Genomic DNA, 17,664 nt, shown 5'->3' with positions numbered 1-17,664 from the left:
TCCCCCGTTCGGTCGTGGTTCTGTGTGGTGTGCCGGGTGGCCTGCTGTGTTGTGGGTGCCGCTCCCGTGGTCATGCGGTCGCCTCCGCCCGCTCGGGCGCCGGGGCGAGGAGCAGGTGCAGCACCTGCTCCACCGCGTCGGCCCGGGCCGTGTCGAGGCCGGGGCCGAAGCCCGGGTACGCGTGGTCCGTGGCGTCGCCCCCGGCGCGCTCGGGGGCGGGGCCGCGCCGGACCAGCTCGCCGAGGGTGCGGCGTACGCCCGGTTCGTAGGCGGAGAACGTACGGCGCAGGAGCGGCAGCACGTCGGTGAACGTGTCGGCGGGTACGCCGGTGAGCCACGCGTCGACCAGGGCGAGCAGCCGCTCGTCGTGGACCAGCAGCATGCCGCCGCCGGACGCCCCGCCGACGAACCCCTCGATCCAGGCCGCCGCGTCGGTGGGCGGGGTGCCGGGTGAGAGGGCCAGGCCCATCAGGCGGGCCGCCTCGTCCTCGGTCAGCCGCCCCTCGTCGAGGAGGAGCCGGGTGGCGCGGCCCCGGATGATCCCGGCGACCGTGTCCCGGCCGGCCAGCTTGCGCAGGACGGTGCCCCAGCGGTCCCGGAGCCCCTCGGCGGGCGCGGCACCGGCGACGAGCAGCCCGATCGCGCTGTGCACCCCGTCGATCTGGCGGCGCAGGGCCTCGGCTCCGTCCGCGTCGAGGCCGGTGCAGGCCGGGGGCAGGCCGACGCAGATCCGCTCGGCCAGTCCGGCGGCGACCTCGGCGAGCGCGGCGGTGTCCGTGGAGCGCACGTCCCCGTAGCGGAGGGAGCGGGCGAGGGCGGGGAGGGCGTCGGCGAGGTGGCCCACGTCCGCATCGAGTGCGGCGCGGTCGGCGAGGGCCTTCATGACGACGGGCAGCGCTTCGGGCAGTCCGGCCAGGAGGCAGTGCTCGGCGAGTGCGGTGACCTCGGAGAGCGCGGTCGCCGCGAGGGCCTGGGACTCGGCCTTCGCCGTGGCGGCGGTCTCCACCGTGGTGCCCCACACCCCGGCCTCGGCGACCCGGACGTGCAGCTCCGGCTCCCAGCGCAGCCGCCAGCTCTCCCGGAAGGTGCCGGTGCTGCGGCTCTGGCTCTCGGCCGGTTCGCCCCAGCCGATACCGAGGAGGCGCAGCCGGTGCAGGAGCCGGCTCTTGGCCGCGTCGGTCTCCTTGCGCAGGTCGAGGTCCAGCTCCTTCTCCAGCGCCTCCGGCTTGAGCCTCAGGGTGCGCTGGCTGCGGGTCAGGTCGCGCTGGAGCGGGACGGCGGGGGCGCTGTCGGGCACCTCGCCGAGGGTCTCGCCGACGACGAGGCGGTCCTGGATGAGCGCGAGGGGTACGTCGGAGCCCTCGCACATCACGGCCCGTACCGCGTCGGTGGTCTCGCTCAGCCCCGCCAGTGGGCGGCCCCGCATCGCCGCGAGCGTCTCGGCGAGCCGGACGGCCTCGATGACATGGGCGGTGGAGACGAACCGGTCCTCCTCCCGGAGCAGTCCGGCGACCTTGGTCATCCAGCGTTCGATCGGCCGGTCCGGGGCGCCGAAGAGATGCCCGTACCAGCCGGGTGAGTCGATCCCGGCACCGTAACCGCTGTGCCGGGCGAGCCTGCGGTGGGTCCACGGCACCCAGGTCATCTCGGCCTTGACCTTCGGGAGCCCCTTGAGGAGGGCGCGGTCGGCGGCGAGGGTGGTGCGGGCGGCGAGCGCGGGAACGTGCCAAGCGCCGCAGACGACGGCGACGGCATCCCCGAACTCCTTGCGGACCGTACGCAGTTGGACCCGCATGTACGCCTCGCGCACGGCGTCCCGGGGGTGCCCGCCGTCCCCGTACGCCTCGCGCAGCGCCGTCATGGCCTCGGCGAGCGCGGTGAACGGCGTGAGCGCGTCGGCGGTGGCGTCGGCGGCCGGTGAGCGGTGTTCGACGACGTCCTCCCACCAGCGCTCGGGGTCGTCGTATCCGGCGGTCTCGGCGAGCACCCGGATCGGGTCGACGAGGGGGCTGACCGTGGCCTCCTCGTCGGAAGCCTCGGGGGCAGAGGCGGTCTCAGAGGCCTCAGGGGTCTCAGAGGTCTGAGGGGCGGGTGCGGTCTCCTCGCCGGGCTGTTGTTCGCCGTGGGGCTCCTTCAGGGCGAGGGAGTGGGTGGCGGGGAGGTCGATGAAGCGGACCGGGACGTCGTGGGCGAGGGCCCAGCGGATCGCCACCCACTCCGGCGAGAACTCGGCCAGCGGCCAGAAGGCGGCCCGCCCCGGGTCGTCCACGGCATGGGCGAGCAGCGCGACGGGCGGCCGCATCTGCGGGTCGGCGGCGAGCGGCAGCAGCGCGTCGCCCTCGGGCGGCCCCTCGATGAGGACGGCGGCGGGCCGGGCGGCTTCGAGCGCGGCCCGGACCGCGCGAGCGGAGCCGGGGCCGTGGTGCCGCACCCCCAGGAGCAGCGGCCCGGCGGCGAACGCGGCGGCCACGGGGGCGGTGGTGGCAGGGGCGGTGGTGTCCTGGCCAGCGACGGCCGGGGCGGCGACGGCAGGTCCGGTAGTGATCTCGCCGCTCATACGGAGACCTCGCGGCAGGCGCGGTAGAAGTCCTTCCAGCCGTCCCGCTCGCGCACCACGGTCTCCAGATACTCCTGCCAGACCACGCGGTCCGCGGCCGGGTCCCGGACGACCGCGCCGAGGATGCCCGCCGCGACATCGCCCGGGCGCAGGATGCCGTCGCCGAAGTGGGCGGCGAGGGCGAGACCGTTGGTGACGACGGAGATCGCCTCGGCCGTGGAGAGCGTGCCCGAGGGCGACTTGAGCTTGGTGCGCCCGTCTGTGGTGACGCCGTCGCGCAGTTCGCGGAAGACCGTCACCACGCGGCGGATCTCGGAGAGCCCCTCCGGCGCGGCGGGCAGGTCCAGCGAGCGGCCGATCTGGTCGACGCGCCGGGAGACGATGTCGACCTCGGCGTCGGGCGTCGCGGGCAGCGGCAGGACGACGGTGTTGAACCGGCGGCGCAGCGCGCTGGAGAGCTCGTTGACGCCCCGGTCGCGGTCGTTGGCCGTGGCGATGACGTTGAAGCCGCGGACGGCCTGCACCTCCTGGCCCAGCTCCGGGATGGGGAGGGTCTTCTCGGAGAGGATCGTGATGAGCGAGTCCTGCACATCGGCGGGGATGCGGGTCAGCTCCTCGACCCGGGCGGTCATGCCCTCCGCCATGGCCCGCATGAGCGGGCTGGGCACCAGCGCGTCGCGGCTGGGGCCGTGGGCCAGCAGCTGGGCGTAGTTCCACCCGTAGCGGACGGCTTCCTCCGGGGTGCCGGCGGTGCCCTGCACAAGGAGGGTGGAGTCGCCGCTGACGGCGGCGGCGAGGTGTTCGGACACCCACGTCTTGGCGGTGCCGGGGACACCGAGCAGGAGCAGCGCGCGGTCGGTGGCCAAGGTGGTCACGGCCACTTCGATCAACCGGCGCGGGCCCACGTACTTCGGTGTGATCACCGTTCCGTCGGGCAGTGTCCCGCCCTGGAGATAGGTGGCGACAGCCCAGGGCGAGAGGCGCCAACGGGCGGGCCTGGGACGGTCGTCGGCGGCGGCGAGCGCCTTCAGCTCGTCGGCGAACGCGTCCTCGGCGTGCGGGCGCAGGGCCTCGGCGCCGGACGCCTGGCCGGCTGCGGTGGTGTTTTCGGGCACGGTCATGGATCCCCCTCCAGATCGTCGACTGATCGGTCGACCTGATGTGGTTCCCACCGTGCACCATGCCACTGACAACGGGCCCTGAGCTGGGCTTTTCAGGGGCCCTGACCACAGGTCAGGGCCCCTGCCCGGCCTCGGTCAGCCCACGATCGGCGACACGGCGACGCAGCCGCCCGCCGTGAGCATGCCCTCGCCCTTCGCCTCCTTGATGACCTTGCCCTGGTACGTGATGGCGCAGGTGACGTCGGTACCGTCGGCCTCCACCGCCATCGGCATGACGGCGGGCGGCATGATGCCGCGCAGCGTCACGGTCTTCTTCCACGGCAGGGTGGGCGAGGTGACGGTCTCCAGCTTCGGGTCCATGGCGTCGCCGCCCCCGCCGTGGAACGCGATCTCGTCGACGCTCGTGCCGGTGACCTCGTACGTGACCTCGTACGTCTCGTCCACGGTCTTGTCGACCGCCTTGGCGACCGCTTCGTCCACCGACTCGGCCGAACAGGCGCCGAGGCCGAACACGAGGCCGGTGACCGCGAGGGCGCACACGGCCGTGCGCAGGCGGCGGTCGGCGCCGGTGGTGGTGCGGGTGGTGCGCTTCATCTGGGATCCCCCCTGGATCGGTCCGCGGCCGGATCCGTTCCAGGCGCGGAGATCGCAGGAAAACATAAAGGGAAGGCAAAGTCACGTCAGTTGCCGAGCAGCGAACGCGCAGGTCAGAGCGGACTGTCAGTGGTGGCCCCTACCGTCGTTGCCATGCTGCTATCTCACGGGGGAGAACCCTTGCCCGCCACGGAATCGGTGGCGCGCTGGACGGTGGAGCAGGTGCTGTCCCTGGCTCCTGACGACGCATCACGCAAGGCGGGGAACAAGCTGGCCGCGGCCGGGCACTGGTCGGGGACCGGCTTCGACGGATCGGGGGCGGTGTGGGGGCTGTGCAAGGGAAGCGGGAGCAAGCCGTATCAGACGGTGGTCGACACCACCGGCCCCGCGTACAAGTGCAGTTGCCCGAGCCGTAAGTTCCCCTGCAAGCACGCGCTGGGGCTGCTGCTGCTCCGCGCCTCCGACGGCGGCGCGGTCCAGCAGGGCGAGCCGGCCGACTGGGCCGAGCAGTGGCTCACGGCCCGCCGGGGACGGGCGGAGGCGAAGCAGGCCAAGCAGGAGGCCGCCGCGAGCGGGGAGCCGGCGCCGGGCCCTGCCGACGGTGCCGCCGCCAGGAAGCGGGCGGAGCGCCGGGCCGAGCGGGTCACCAGCGGGGCGCTGGAGCTGGAGCAGCGCCTGACCGACCTGCTGCGGGGCGATCTCGCCACGGCCGACCGCGCGGGCTACACGCTGTGGGAGGAGACCGCCGCCCGCATGGTCGACGCCCAGGCGCCCGGACTGGCGGGCCGGGTGCGGGAGTTGGGCGCCATACCGGGCTCCGGTCCTGGCTGGCCGGTGCGGCTGCTGGAGGAGTGCGGCCTGCTCCATCTGCTGGACACGGCCTGGCTGGGCCGGGAGCGGCTCCCGGAGCCGCTGGCCACGACGGTGCGTACGCGGGTGGGGCTGCCCCTGTCCGCCGAGGGCCCGCCGGTCCGCGACCGGTGGCTGGTCCTCGCGCAGTACGACACGGCGGACGGCCGGCTCACCACACGGCGGATCTGGCTGTACGGGAGGGAGTCGGGCCGCACGGCCCTGCTGCTCTCCTTCGGCGCGGCGGGCCGCGCCCCGGAGCTCGCGCTGCCGGTGGGCGTCACGATCGACGCCGAGCTCACGCCGTACCCGGGCGGCGGCCTCCGGGCCGATCTGGGCCGCCAGTTCGCCACGCCCGGTGCGCTCGGTGTGCCTGGTGCACCCGCCACGCCCGGCGAGCCCGGTGCGGCCGGTGCGCCCGGTGCGGCCGGTGCGGCCGGTATGCCCGGTGCACCCGCCACGCCCGGCGGGCCCGGTGCGCCCGGTATGCCGGATGCGTCCGCCCCGGTGCAGGGCACGCCGCCGCCGGGAGGCTCCACGGCGGCCGCCCTCGCCGCGTACGGGGAGGCGCTGCGGGGCGATCCCTGGCTGGACGCCTGGCCGGTCACCCTGCGGGACGTCATACCCGTGCCGTCCGAGGGCGGCTGGCAACTGGCCGACGCGGAGGGCGAGTCCGCGCTGCCCCTCTCCTCGGCGGCGCTGTCCCGCCCGGGGCTGTGGAAGCTCGTCGCCCTCTCCGGCGGCGGCCCGGTGACGGTCTTCGGCGAGGTGGGCCACCGCGGCTTCGACCCGTTCGCGGCGTGGGGCGGGGGCGGGGGCCGGTCCGGGGCCGCCTCAGGGCCCGGGGGTGCGGCGGATGGGACCGTACGGCTCATCTGACCGGGGCGGGCGACCTCGGGCGCGCGCCTCATGGGCCACCGCCCGGCCCCGCCAATCGTTCCTGCCCCGCCCGCTGCCCCACCACAGACTGCCGAACCCGCCACGACCGCCATGAACTTCACCGAAGGGGACCCGATGCCTCGCACCACCACCGGCCCGACCGGGCCCACGCCCGCCACCGCCGACCCGACCACCACCGCAGCCCACGCCCTCGCGTCCCTCCCCTGGGAGGAGCTGGTCACCTCGGCGCTGCTCGGCACCGACCGCCGACCGCCGACAGCACCCGGGGGCGCGGTCCCCGCCGACGGCCCGGCCGCCCTGCTCGGCGCCGCCGCCCTGCACACCGTGCGGCGGCGGGCCGGGCTGCTGCCCGCCGTGGCGGGGGCCAGGCCCGCCCCCGCGCCGCAGGACCCGCGCCCGCGCCTCCCCGAGGCGGCCCGGCACCGGCTCGCCCAGCTGCTGGCCGACCGGGCCGCGCCGACCGCTTCCGGGCGGCGCGGGGCGACGCCCGACCTCACCGAGCTGATCCCGCAGTGGCTGGCCACCGCCAACCGGCGGGGGTTCCGGGCCCCGGCCGACCTGGTGCCGCCGCTGCTGGACGCCGCGCGGGCCCGCACCGACCTGCGCCCGCAGGCGCTCACCTTCGCCGGGCCGCTCGGGCTGTGGCTGGCCGCGCTGAACCCGGAGTGGAAGTTCGCGCTGCGCGGTTCCGCGGGCGGCTCGCTCGTGCCCGACACCGGCGATCCGGAGGCGGTGCGCCGACTGTGGGAGGAGGGGCTGTTCGCGGAGCGGATCGCGCTCCTCGACGCCGTACGGGCGCAGGATCCCGCCGCCGCGCTCGCCCTGCTCACGACGACCTGGTCCACCGAGCGGGCCGAGGACCGGCTGATGTTCCTGGACTCCTTGCGGGCCGGACTCGGCCCCGGTGACGAGGAGTTCCTGGAGCAGGCGCTCGCCGACCGCAGCCGCAACGTGCGCGCCACGGCGGCCGAGCTGCTCTCCGCCCTGCCCGCCTCGGCCCTGGCCGGGCGGATGGCGGCCCGGGCGACGTCCTGCGTCAACCCGGACCGTACGGGGGCGGGCGCGTCCATCGCCGTGGAGGCGCCGCACGAGTGCGACGCCGGGATGCAGCGCGACGGGGTGGCGGCCGTTCCGCCGACGGGCCGGGGCGAGCGGTCCTGGTGGCTGGGGCAGTTGGTGGAGGCCACCCCGCTCGGGGTCTGGCAGGAGCGGTTCGGCGGACGCCCGGCGGCGGAGATCGTGGCGCTGCCGGTCGCCGACGACTGGGCGGGCGAGCTGCACGCCGCCTGGTGCCGGGCCGCGGTGCGCCAGCGGAACCCGGAGTGGGCGCGGGCCCTGCTCGGCGTGGCCTCGGCGCCCCCGGCAGGCTCCCCCGGGCCCGCCTCGATCGCCGAGCGGTCCAAGCTCCTGGCGGTGCTGTCCGAGGCCGAACGCGCGGACTGGGTGGCCGCGTTCATAGCCGCGCACGGGCTGTCCGAGGCGTTCCAGCTGCTCGGCGTCTGCGCGGTGCCGTGGACGGGCCCGCTCGGGCGCGCCGTGGTCGACGCCCTCGACATCGCGCGGGACGGCGGGAGTTACCCGTGGAGCTTCAGCGGGGTGATGGGCCTGGCCGAACGCTGCCTGGACCCGGCCGAGGCCGACCGCCTGGAGGTCCTCACGGCCACCCCGGACGAGCAGGAGGGCGCGTCGCCGGGGGCGGGGGGCTACTGGGCCGAGGCGTTCCAGCGCCTGGTCTCCACGCTGCGCCTGCGCGCCACGATGGAGGCGGAGCTGACGGCCTGACCTCCACCCGGGCCGGGCACCTGGGCCGCCTGGGCGTGCCCGCCCCGGCCCGGCCGCACACCGGGTCCCGGACCCGGCGGTGCACCCGGCCTCAGTGGCGTACCCGGACCGCCCCGCCCACGTGCGCCTGCCCGCACCCGGCAACGTGCCCGGCCCGCCCCGGCAACGTACGCGTGCCCGCCCGCCCCGGCCCGCGCGCCCGACCCGGCAACGTAAGCGCCCCGCCCTGCCCGGCCGTGCACCCGGCCCCGGTAACGCACGCACCCCGACCCGGCCGCGCGCGCCCGACCCGGGCAACGTACGCGCCCCGCCCCGACCCGCCCGCGCGCCGCCAGCAACGTACGCAGGCCGTCCCCGACCCGACTACGCCCCCGACCCCGCACACATGCCCGCCCCCGACCTCGTACGCACGCGCGGCCCCCGCGTCAGGTCTGCGCCGGCTGGCGGACGTTCGCGTTCACCCAGGTGACGATCTCGGTCGTCGTCGCGCCCGGGGTGAAGAGCTCCGCCACGCCCAGCTTCTTCAGCGGGGCGATGTCGTCCTCCGGGATGATCCCGCCGCCGAACACCTTGATGTCCTCCGCCTCCCGCTCCTTCAGCAGCTCGATCACCTTCGCGAACAGCGTGTTGTGCGCCCCGGAGAGGATCGAGAGGCCGATGGCGTCGGCGTCCTCCTGGATCGCCGTGTCGACGATCTGCTCGGGTGTCTGGTGGAGCCCCGTATAGATGACTTCCATACCGGCGTCCCGCAGCGCCCGCGCGATCACCTTGGCCCCGCGGTCATGGCCGTCGAGTCCCGGCTTGGCCACCACCACACGGATCGGACCGGTCACACCCATCACTGCCTCCACATGGTCTCCCGCGCCTGAAGGGCCGGGGATGTGAACGAACGTTATCCACAGCATCCCGCAAGCCGCCGTTTCGCGGCAGGCGGGGAGGGGGAAATCACACGTGGGACATGTTCGCCAGGCGTCGCCCCCCGTGGAACGCGGCAATCCGGCCGCGCGGGACCGGCGCAGGGAGAGCCGCTACGAGGTCGCCGTACCACCGCGCCGCCAGCCGCACGGCACGGTGGTACGGCCTCATCGCCGCCTCCCCGGTGCGCCAGTGCAGGAGGTCGGCGTGAAGGTCCTCCCTTTCCTCTCCCTACTGCCCCGGCTCCCCGGACTTCCGGGCCCCCGGCTCTCCACCGCGCTGCTCGGCGCCACCGTGCTGGAGCTCGTGGTCCTCACCGGCCACCTGGCCGTCTACCCCTTCGGCCTCACCCAGGAGCGCCGCGCCCCGGGCCCGCCGCCCGGACCACCCACGCTGCCCGGCTCCCCCGCCGCCGAGCGCCCCGTCGTCCTCCTCCACGGGTTCATCGACAACCGCTCCGTCTTCCTGCTGCTGCGCCGCGCACTCGCCCGGCACGGCCGCCGCCATCTGGCCTCCCTCAACTACTCGCCGTTCACCCGCGACCTGCGCACCGCCGCCGAGTTGCTCGGCCGCCATGTGGAGGAGCTCTGCGCCCGCACCGGGCAGCGCGAGGTCGACATCGTCGGGCACAGCCTCGGCGGCCTGATCGCCCGCTACTACGTGCAACGGCTGGGCGGCGACCGCCGGGTGCGCACCCTCGTCACGCTCGGCACCCCGCACGGCGGCACCGCCGTCGCCCCCGGGGCCGGACTTCACCCCATCGTGCGGCAGATGCGCGGCGGGTCCACGCTGATCGAGGAGCTGCGCCGCCCCGCCCCCGGCTGCCGGACCCGGTTCGTCAGCTTCTGGAGCGAGCTGGACCAGGTGATGGTTCCGGTCGGCACGGCCTGCGTCGACCACCCCGATCTCGACGCCGTGAACGTACGCGTCACCGGAATCGGGCATCTCGCGCTGCCGGTGCACCCGGCGGTCGCCGCCGCGGTCCTCGACGCTCTGGAACCACCGGAGGCCCGGGAGGGCACAGCGCCCTCAACCGGAACGACCACTGTCGCTTAAAAATAGAACAACTCTCGAACATAGGGCCAAGCATCTGCCTGCCGTCCACCGAAAGACGGCCGATTGCCCGTTTCCTGAGGACGCAAAACCTGCCGAAGATTGTCGTCCTCACATACTGCCGGGTACAGTCGCGGCCACTGCTTCCCCCATGGGACCCCCCTCACCGGGACCCAGAACAGTCCTGCTGCCGAGGCGAGAGAGAAGTTGGTGAACGACCAGCACCCCCACGCCGGGCCCGTCGGGTACGACACCCGATCGACCGGCAGCTTCGACACCGACCCGCTCTTCGGTTCCCTCCCGGGTGGTTCCGACACCGCGGACTACGCGGCTTCCGGTTACGACACCTCTTATGGTGCCCAGACCGGCTCATACGATTCCTCCGCCTGGGACACGGGCGCACAGCAGACCGTCACGTACGACGCGTACGCCGCCCCGGCGGAGCACGCCTCCGCCCAGCAGTGGGACACCGGCGCGACGCCGGTCTGGCAGCAGCAGCCCGCCGAGCACGACACGACCGGCCAGTGGGCGACCGCCGACACGGGCGCCTTCCCCACCGCCGGGTTCACCACGGCCGCGTACGGCACCGCGCCGTACGGGACGGGCGCGTACGAGGCGGAGAGCGGCACGTACGAGAGCGACGGGTACGACACCGGCGCGTACGCCACCGCCATGTACGGCACAGGCACAGGCACAGGCACCGCCTACGTGACCGACGGCTCGTACGGGACGGACGCCTACGGGACCGGCACGTACGACACCACCGCGTATGCCACCGGGGCGTACGACACCGGCGCGTACGACACGGGGACGTACGACACCGGCGCCTACGACGCGACCGCCTGGAACACCGGCGCCACGCCCGGGGACGCCGCGTACGAACCCGAACAGACGTCGCATCAGCTGTACGAACAGCAGACGCCCGAAGAGGGCGGCACCGCCGAGTTCCCCGTCATCGAATCCGAGCTCGGAACCGGTCACGACAGCGGCCTCGACAGCGGTCTCGAAGCCGGCCGTGAATTCGGCTTCGAGGCCGATCACGAAACCGCTCACGAGGCCGGTCGCGGAGTCGGCCACGAAGCCGGGCACGAAGAGGGCCTCGCCCCGGAGGCCGCCACCGCGCCGGACGACGGCGGCGCCCCCGGCCCCGCCCCGCTCTCCGTGGACCGCACCGTGGTCCGCGCCCCCGCCCCGCGCAACCGGGCCCGCCGCCGCAGCCCCGCCAAGCGGTCCGCCCTCCTGACCGTCGCGGTCCCCTCCGCCTGCGTGATGAGCGTCGCCGGTATCGCGGCCGCCTCCGTCAGCGGCATCAGCGACGACGACAAGCAGGAGAAGACCACCTCGCTGGCCATCGCCGACCCGAGCACGGTCAAGCCGGTCGCCGCGAACAACAAGCTGGACAGCCAGCTGGAGCAGCTCTCCGAGGGCAGCGACGACTTCCGCCAGCGCGCGAGCCGCACCCAGGAGCGCATCGACCTCAAGCAGCGGCAGGTCGAGGAGAAGAAGAAGCGCGAGGAGGAGGCCGCACGCCGCGAGGCGCTGCGCCCCAAGTTCGTCCTGCCGGTCAAGCAGCACGGGCTCAGCGCCTACTACGGCCAGGCGGGCGTCAACTGGATGTCCGTGCACACGGGCATCGACTTCCCCGTGGGATACGGCTCCCCGGTGATGGCCGCGACCGACGGCACCGTGCGCACCCAGTACAACAGCGCCTACGGCAACATGGCGATCGTGACCATGGCCGACGGCACGGAGACCTGGTACTGCCACCTCAGCAGCACCAAGATCCGCTCCGGCCCGGTGAAGGCCGGCGACGTCATCGCGTACGCGGGCAGCTCGGGCAACTCCACCGGCCCGCACCTGCACTTCGAGGTCCGCCCCGGCGGCGGCGCGTCGGTGGACCCGCTGGCGTGGCTGCGCAGCCACGGCGTCGACCCGACCTGAGGCCTGGCTTGGCCTGGCCTCACAGCGACACGACAAGAGGGGCGGGACGGCTTCGACAGCCGTCCCGCCCCTCTCGCGTACGTCCTCCTACAGCTTCTCGACCGGTGCGTACCGCAGGAGCAGCTTCTTCGGGCGCTCGTCGCCGAAGTCCACCGTCGCCTTGGCCTGGTCGCCGAACCCCTCGACGGCCGTCACCGTGCCGAGCCCGAACTGGTCGTGCGTGACCCGGTCCCCGACCACCAGTGTGACCGTGGGCTTCTCCGTACCGCGCCGGGTCGCGAAGCCCGAGGGGCCGGAGCGCGAGCGCGAGGAGGAGAGCGAGGACGTGATGCCCGAGGTGGGTCCGGCCGGGGCCGCCATCGGGCCCTTGCGCTTCCACTCCAGGTGCGCTTCCGGGATCTCCTCCAGGAACCGCGAGGGCGGGTTGTACGAGGGCTGGCCCCAGGCGCTGCGCATCGCGGCCCGGGTCAGGTAGAGGCGCTCACGGGCGCGGGTGATGCCCACGTACGCGAGGCGCCGCTCCTCCTCCAGCTCCTTGGTCTGGCCGAGGGCCCGCATGTGCGGGAAGACGCCGTCCTCCATGCCGGTGAGGAAGACGACCGGGAACTCCAGGCCCTTCGCCGTGTGCAGGGTCATCAGCGTGATGACGCCGGAGCCGTCCTCGTCCTCGTCGGGAATCTGGTCCGAGTCGGCGACCAGCGCGACCTTCTCCAGGAACTCCGCGAGCGTGCCGGTGCCCTCCTCGTCGCCGCGCTCCTGCTCGAACTCCAGGGCGACGGCGGCGAGTTCCTGGAGGTTCTCGATACGGGTCTCGTCCTGCGGGTCCGTGGAGGCCTGGAGCTCGGCGAGATAGCCCGTGCGCTCCAGGACGGCTTCCAGCACGACGGCGGGTCCGGCGCCGGACTCGACGATCGTACGGAGCTCCTCCATCAGCGTGTTGAAGCGCTTGACGGCGTTGGAGGAGCGGGCGGCCATGCCGTACGCCTCGTCGACGCGGCGCAGCGCCTGCGGGAAGGAGATCTTCTCGCGCATCGACAGGGCGTCGATCATGGCCTCGGCGCGGTCGCCGATGCCGCGCTTGGGCACGTTGAGGATGCGGCGCAGCGGGACGGTGTCCTCGGGGTTGGCGAGGACGCGGAGGTACGCCAGGACGTCCCGGACCTCCTTGCGCTCGTAGAAGCGCACACCGCCGACGACCTTGTAGGGCAGGCCGACGCGGATGAAGATCTCTTCGAAGACACGGGACTGGGCGTTGGTCCGGTAGAAGACGGCGACGTCGCCCGCCTTGGCGTCGCCCGCGTCGGTGAGCCGGTCGATCTCGTCGGCGACGAACTGCGCCTCGTCGTGCTCGGTGTCGGCCACATAGCCGGTGATGCGGGCGCCGGAGCCTGCGTTGGTCCACAGGTTCTTCGGGCGGCGGCTCTCGTTGCGCTCGATGACGGCGTTGGCAGCGGAGAGGATCGTCTGCGTGGAGCGGTAGTTCTGCTCCAGGAGGATTGTCTTCGCGTCGGGGTAGTCCTCCTCGAACTGGAGGATGTTGCGGATGGTCGCGCCGCGGAAGGCGTAGATCGACTGGTCCGCGTCACCGACGACGCACAGCTCGGCCGGAGCGTCGGCGGCCTCTCCGGACGGGCCGACCAGCTCCCGTACCAGCGTGTACTGGGCGTGGTTGGTGTCCTGGTACTCGTCGACCAGGACGTGGCGGAAGCGGCGGCGGTAGTGCTCGGCCACGTCCGGGAAGGCCTGGAGGAGGTGGACCGTCGTCATGATGATGTCGTCGAAGTCCAGCGCGTTGGCCTCGCGCAGCCGGGCCTGGTAAAGCGCGTACGCCTGGGCCAGGGTCTTCTCGAAACCATCCGCTGCCTGCCCGGCGAAGGTCTCCTCGTCGATGAGCTCGTTCTTGAGGTTGGAGACCTTGGCGGTGAAGGACTTCGGCGGGTAGCGCTTGGGGTCCAGGTCGAGATCGCGGCAGACCAGGGCCATCAGCCGCTTGGAATCGGCGGCGTCGTAGATCGAGAACGACGAGGTGAAGCCGAGCTTCTTCGACTCGCGGCGCAGGATGCGGACGCACGCGCTGTGGAAGGTCATGACCCACATGGCGTTGGCGCGCGGGCCCACCAGCTGCTCCACGCGCTCCTTCATCTCGCCCGCGGCCTTGTTGGTGAAGGTGATCGCGAGAATCTGCCCCGGGTGCACCCCGCGCTCGGCCAGCAGGTGGGCGATGCGGTGGGTCAGCACCCGGGTCTTGCCGGAGCCGGCCCCGGCGACGATGAGCAGCGGGGACCCGGCGTGCACGACGGCGGCGCGCTGCTCGGTGTTCAGCCCGTCCAGCAGCGCCGCGGCGTCGATCACGGGGCGCGGGTGGCCGTCCCGGTAATACCCGTCCCGGGGCGGCGGGGGCGCGTCGAAGACACCCTCGAAGAGACCCTCCGGCACCGCTTCGGGTGCGTGGTCCTCGGGGGGAGGCGGCGGGCCGTCCTCCGCGGACTGGAGGCCGGTCAGGAAACTGTCGTCAAAGAGGCTGCTCATCGCCATCCGAGTCTAGGGGGCCGCACCGACAACGTTCGGCCGAAGGCCGGAAGCGGTCGTTCCCGGCCGTACGCACGGAGAGCGGACTCTCACGTTCCGTGAAGGAGTGCCCGGTCGGAGGGGGTACGGGGCCCCTGATCCGAAAAGGTCACGAAAATGTATCGGGCATATCGCTCATCCTCCTTCCCAGCGGTGCCACGCGTTGGCTAGCGTGCTCGGTCAGGTGATCCGTAATCTCCCTGAGACGACCCGCGTCTCACGGTCACCTCTGCCGAATCCGTGCTGCCCTCCCGGTAGTTCGGAACCGGGGACCCACACGCACAACCGGGGTGAATCGGTCCGTACGCTCGCATCCGGACCGTAGGACAGCCTTCCGTTCCGTCCGAACCCGACAGCTAACCCGGTAGGCGGTCCACGGAAGGAGATGCCGGTCTTGGCATCGCATCGCAAGCCGCGCACGAAGGTGCGCACCACCACCCCCGCCGTCGGGTTCACGACGGCCGCGCTGGCCTCTGTGACGCTGCTCTCCACGCAGAGCGCGACCGCCGCCCCCGCCGAGCCGAAGCCGGCCATCGAGGACGTCCAGAAGAAGGTCGACGAGCTCTACCGGCAGGCGGGCAGCGCGACCCAGCAGTACAACCGGGCGAAGGCCGCCTCCACCGCCCAGCGCGCCAAGGTCGACACACTGCTCTCCGATGTGGCGAAGCGGACCGAGAAGATCAACGAGGCCCGCCGGGAGCTGGGGTCCTACGCGGCCGCGCAGTACCGCACCGGCGGCATCGCGCCCACCGCGACCTTCTTCCTGGCGGACGACCCGCAGGCGTACTTCGACCAGAACCAGGTGATGAGCCGGTCGACGGAGCGGCAGCAGAAGGCCGTCGACGACTTCCGTGAGCAGCAGGCCGCCGCGTCGAAGAAGCGCGCGGAGGCCGTGAAGAGCCTGGAGTCGCTCACCGAGACCCAGGCCACCCTGCGCTCCAGCAAGCAGAAGGTGCAGACGAAGCTCACCGAGGCCCGGTCCCTGCTCTCGAAGCTGACCGCCGAGGAGAAGGCGCGGCTGGCGGAGCTGGAGCGCAAGAAGGAGGCCGAGGCGAAGGAGAAGGCGGAGAAGCTGGCCCGCCGCCAGGCCGCCGAGGCCAAGGAGCGCGAGGCGGCGGAGAAGAAGGCCCGCGAGGAGGCCGCCAAGGAGTCGGACGGGGACAGCGGTTCCGGTTCCGGCAGCGGTACGGGTACGGGGACGAGCCCGGGGTCCGGTACGGGCACGGGCTCGGGGACCGGAGCGGGCAGCGGCTACGCCGCCAAGGCCGAGAAGGTGCTGGCCTTCGCCCGCGCCCAGATCGGCAAGCCGTACGTGTGGGGGGCCTCGGGCCCGGCCTCGTACGACTGCTCGGGGCTGACCCAGGCGGCCTGGCGGGAGGCGGGGGTGACGCTGCCCCGGACCACCTGGGACCAGGTGAAGGTGGGCACGCGGGTCGCCACGTCGGACCTCCAGCCCGGGGACCTGGTCTTCTTCTACGACGACATCAGCCACGTCGGCATCTACAAGGGCGACGGGATGATGATCCACGCCCCGAAGCCGGGGGCGAACGTCCGCGAGGAGTCGATCTACTACATGCCGATCTACGGCAGCGTGCGTCCGGCGTAGCGCCGGGGAGCAGGGGTGGCCGCCTGACCGGTGGCCACCCCCGGGGTCCCTCAGGTCCAGAGGGTCGCGATGAAGATGTTGGCGACCGTCAGGGCCCCGACCGCCGCGAACGCGCCCTTCTCCACCTTCTCCTCGTCCCGCTTGACGTAGACGAGCGCGAGGATGACGACGAGGAGCGCCAGCTTCACGCCGATCTTGATGTTGTTGACGGCCTGGTCGTCGGCCTGGTTGAGCCCGACCAGGGCGACGCCGGTGACCAGCATGGTCAGGGCGCCGTGCAGCATGGCGGGGACGAAGCGTGCGGTGCCCGCGCCCATGGCCTTCATCTGGGTCAGGAAGCCGCCCAGCAGGGAGGCGATGCCGACGATGTGCAGGGCGACCAAGACGCCGATGAGTGCGTTCATGGCTCCGGAGCCTAGCCATGGCCAGAGCGTCGCCGATCAGTGAGGTAAGCCTTTCTCCGGCCCTTCGCCGGAACTGTCCGCCCCGCGCCCGAACCTGCCGGAATGATCAGTTCCGTCTCCGCGTCTCCGGTCATTCGGCGACGAAGAAACGTCACATCCGGGCAATAGCTGTCATGGCGAACCTTTTCCGTGCGCCCGGATTAGCGTCCCTGGCGGGCCTGCCGGTATCCCCCGGCGGGCAGCCGACAGGAAGGATGCCGCCCCCGTGGCCGCGCACCGGAAATCCGCTCACCGGAAACCCAAGCAGCGCCCCTTCACCGGCCCTGCTGCCCGCACCGCCGCCACCCTGGCGCTCGCCGGGGCCGCCACCGCCACCTCGGCCACCGGCGCCGGCGCCGCACCCGCCGAGCCCGCGCCCACCGCCGCCCAGGTCCGCGCCAAGGTCGACCGGCTCTACCACGACGCCGAGGTCGCCACCGAGAAGTACAACGGGGCGAAGGAGAAGGAGGCCGCCGCCACCAAGGCGGTCGACACCCTGGCCGACGAGGCCGCCCGCCGCACCGACCGCCTCAACACCGCCCGCCACACGCTCGGTTCGATGGCCACCGCCCAGTACCGCACCGGCGCCCTCGACCCCGCCGTACAGCTGGCGCTCTCCTCGGACCCCGACAGCTACCTGGAGCGCGCCGCCCACCTCGACCGGGCGGGCGACCGGCAGGCGAGCCTGCTCAGCTCCATCCGGCGCCAGCTCTCCGGCATCGCCCGGGTCAAGGCCCGCGCCGACCAGGAGACCGCAGCGCTCGCCGCCCGCCGGGCTGAGCTGCAAGAACACCGCACGGCGATCCGGACCAAGCTGGCCGACGCCCGCACGCTCCTGGCCACCCTCACCGCCGCCGAGCGCGCCGCGTACGAGCGCTCGGCCGACGCGGCCCACGGCGGCGGCCCCGCGACCCCCGCCGCCCGCTCCACCGCCCACGCCGACCGCTCGGCACCCCGCGCCTCGGCCGCCGCCCCCAACTCCCGGGCGGCCCGGGCCGTCTCCTTCGCGCACGGGGCGATCGGCAAGCCGTACGTCTGGGGTGCGACCGGCCCCAACGCCTTCGACTGCTCCGGGCTGACCCAGGCGGCCTGGCAGGCGGCGGGCGTCAGCCTGCCCCGCACCACCTACACCCAGATCAACGCGGGCCGGCGGGTATCCCGCTCCGAACTGGCCCCCGGCGACCTGGTCTTCTTCTACTCGGGCATCAGCCACGTCGGCCTCTACATCGGCGGCGGCCAGATGATCCACGCCCCGCGCCCCGGAGCACCGGTGCGGATCGCGCCCATCGATCAAATGCCTTTCGCCGGAGCGACCCGGGTGGCATAGTCCCCGGC

Annotated in this window: 12 protein-coding genes and 1 riboswitch; of the genes, 6 read left to right on the top strand and 6 right to left on the bottom strand. The window is 73.3% G+C overall.

The genetic code is table 11. The annotated features are described in order from the left end of the window. Positions 1–70: 70 nt before the first annotated feature. The 3 genes from GTY67_RS21800 to GTY67_RS21790 all read right to left on the bottom strand — a co-directional run bounded on the left by GTY67_RS21800 (position 71) and on the right by GTY67_RS21790 (position 4,272). Entirely contained in the window at positions 71–2,557 is a 2,487-nt protein-coding gene (locus tag GTY67_RS21800; protein ID WP_237502666.1) for a DUF5682 family protein, read from the bottom strand. Then, positions 2,554–3,678 carry an AAA family ATPase gene (locus tag GTY67_RS21795; protein WP_093690491.1) on the bottom strand — a complete coding sequence of 375 codons (1,125 nt, stop codon included), beginning with the start codon at positions 3,676–3,678 and terminating at the stop codon, positions 2,554–2,556. The genes GTY67_RS21800 and GTY67_RS21795 overlap by 4 nt, the downstream gene beginning before the upstream one ends. Positions 3,679–3,813: 135 nt before the next feature. Then, positions 3,814–4,272 (bottom strand): MmpS family transport accessory protein, encoded by a 459-nt coding sequence (locus tag GTY67_RS21790; RefSeq protein ID WP_161279726.1) that lies wholly within the window; start codon positions 4,270–4,272, stop codon positions 3,814–3,816. A 153-nt stretch (positions 4,273–4,425) separates the two neighbouring features. Here GTY67_RS21790 and GTY67_RS21785 point away from each other — a divergent pair, with 153 nt between their 5' ends. Together GTY67_RS21785 and GTY67_RS21780 are read left to right on the top strand one after the other, a co-directional pair. Further along, positions 4,426–6,000, top strand: coding sequence for an SWIM zinc finger family protein (locus GTY67_RS21785; protein ID WP_161279725.1), 1,575 nt, complete (start codon positions 4,426–4,428; stop codon positions 5,998–6,000). A gap of 135 nt (positions 6,001–6,135) precedes the next feature. After that, positions 6,136–7,803, top strand: coding sequence for a DUF5691 domain-containing protein (locus GTY67_RS21780; RefSeq protein WP_161279724.1), 1,668 nt, complete (start codon positions 6,136–6,138; stop codon positions 7,801–7,803). 425 nt (positions 7,804–8,228) lie between these two features. Here GTY67_RS21780 and GTY67_RS21775 read toward each other — a convergent pair whose 3' ends face one another. Continuing rightward, positions 8,229–8,642, bottom strand: a complete 414-nt coding sequence (locus GTY67_RS21775) for a cobalamin B12-binding domain-containing protein (protein ID WP_031127384.1) — start codon at positions 8,640–8,642, stop codon at positions 8,229–8,231. Between the two features lie 283 nt (positions 8,643–8,925). On the opposite strand from GTY67_RS21775, the gene GTY67_RS21770 reads away from it, so the two are divergent. Both GTY67_RS21770 and GTY67_RS21765 read left to right on the top strand, forming a co-directional pair. Then, on the top strand, positions 8,926–9,774 hold the full coding sequence (locus GTY67_RS21770; RefSeq protein ID WP_161279723.1) for an alpha/beta fold hydrolase: 849 nt from the start codon (positions 8,926–8,928) through the stop codon (positions 9,772–9,774). A gap of 207 nt (positions 9,775–9,981) precedes the next feature. Next, on the top strand, positions 9,982–11,712 hold the full coding sequence (locus GTY67_RS21765; RefSeq protein WP_093691851.1) for a peptidoglycan DD-metalloendopeptidase family protein: 1,731 nt from the start codon (positions 9,982–9,984) through the stop codon (positions 11,710–11,712). A gap of 87 nt (positions 11,713–11,799) precedes the next feature. On the opposite strand, the gene pcrA is transcribed toward GTY67_RS21765, so the two are convergent. Then, the gene (gene pcrA / locus GTY67_RS21760) at positions 11,800–14,241 is read right to left on the bottom strand and encodes a DNA helicase PcrA (protein ID WP_093691887.1); all 2,442 of its coding nucleotides are present in this window, start codon (positions 14,239–14,241) and stop codon (positions 11,800–11,802) included. 259 nt (positions 14,242–14,500) lie between these two features. After that, positions 14,501–14,667, top strand: a riboswitch (cyclic di-AMP (ydaO/yuaA leader). Here pcrA and GTY67_RS21755 point away from each other — a divergent pair. Further along, positions 14,666–15,886 (top strand): C40 family peptidase, encoded by a 1,221-nt coding sequence (locus GTY67_RS21755; protein ID WP_176727510.1) that lies wholly within the window; start codon positions 14,666–14,668, stop codon positions 15,884–15,886. (Overlaps the previous riboswitch by 2 nt.) Positions 15,887–15,936: 50 nt before the next feature. Here the strand turns inward: GTY67_RS21755 and GTY67_RS21750 are convergent, their stop codons facing one another. Continuing rightward, entirely contained in the window at positions 15,937–16,290 is a 354-nt protein-coding gene (locus tag GTY67_RS21750; protein WP_161279722.1) for a hypothetical protein, read from the bottom strand. Between the two features lie 265 nt (positions 16,291–16,555). Here GTY67_RS21750 and GTY67_RS21745 point away from each other — a divergent pair, with 265 nt between their 5' ends. Beyond that, positions 16,556–17,656 (top strand): C40 family peptidase, encoded by a 1,101-nt coding sequence (locus GTY67_RS21745; protein WP_161279721.1) that lies wholly within the window; start codon positions 16,556–16,558, stop codon positions 17,654–17,656. Positions 17,657–17,664: the final 8 nt, after the last annotated feature.

The organism is Streptomyces sp. SID8374 (assembly GCF_009865135.1).
Taxonomy (GTDB): Bacteria; Actinomycetota; Actinomycetes; order Streptomycetales; family Streptomycetaceae; genus Streptomyces.
Note: the sequence above shows the minus strand (reverse complement) of the source record. Positions and strands in the feature narration are given on the sequence as shown.

What these genes read in the sequence shown, in the direction of transcription:
- GTY67_RS21800 (WP_237502666.1), bottom strand. Translation starts at nt 2,557, where the DNA reads ATGAGCGGCGAGATCACTACCGGACCTGCCGTCGCCGCCCCGGCCGTC.
- GTY67_RS21795 (WP_093690491.1), bottom strand. Translation starts at nt 3,678, where the DNA reads ATGACCGTGCCCGAAAACACCACCGCAGCCGGCCAGGCGTCCGGCGCC.
- GTY67_RS21790 (WP_161279726.1), bottom strand. Translation starts at nt 4,272, where the DNA reads ATGAAGCGCACCACCCGCACCACCACCGGCGCCGACCGCCGCCTGCGC.
- GTY67_RS21785 (WP_161279725.1), top strand. Translation starts at nt 4,426, where the DNA reads ATGCTGCTATCTCACGGGGGAGAACCCTTGCCCGCCACGGAATCGGTG.
- GTY67_RS21780 (WP_161279724.1), top strand. Translation starts at nt 6,136, where the DNA reads ATGCCTCGCACCACCACCGGCCCGACCGGGCCCACGCCCGCCACCGCC.
- GTY67_RS21775 (WP_031127384.1), bottom strand. Translation starts at nt 8,642, where the DNA reads ATGGGTGTGACCGGTCCGATCCGTGTGGTGGTGGCCAAGCCGGGACTC.
- pcrA (WP_093691887.1), bottom strand. Translation starts at nt 14,241, where the DNA reads ATGAGCAGCCTCTTTGACGACAGTTTCCTGACCGGCCTCCAGTCCGCG.
- GTY67_RS21755 (WP_176727510.1), top strand. Translation starts at nt 14,666, where the DNA reads ATGCCGGTCTTGGCATCGCATCGCAAGCCGCGCACGAAGGTGCGCACC.
- GTY67_RS21750 (WP_161279722.1), bottom strand. Translation starts at nt 16,290, where the DNA reads ATGAACGCACTCATCGGCGTCTTGGTCGCCCTGCACATCGTCGGCATC.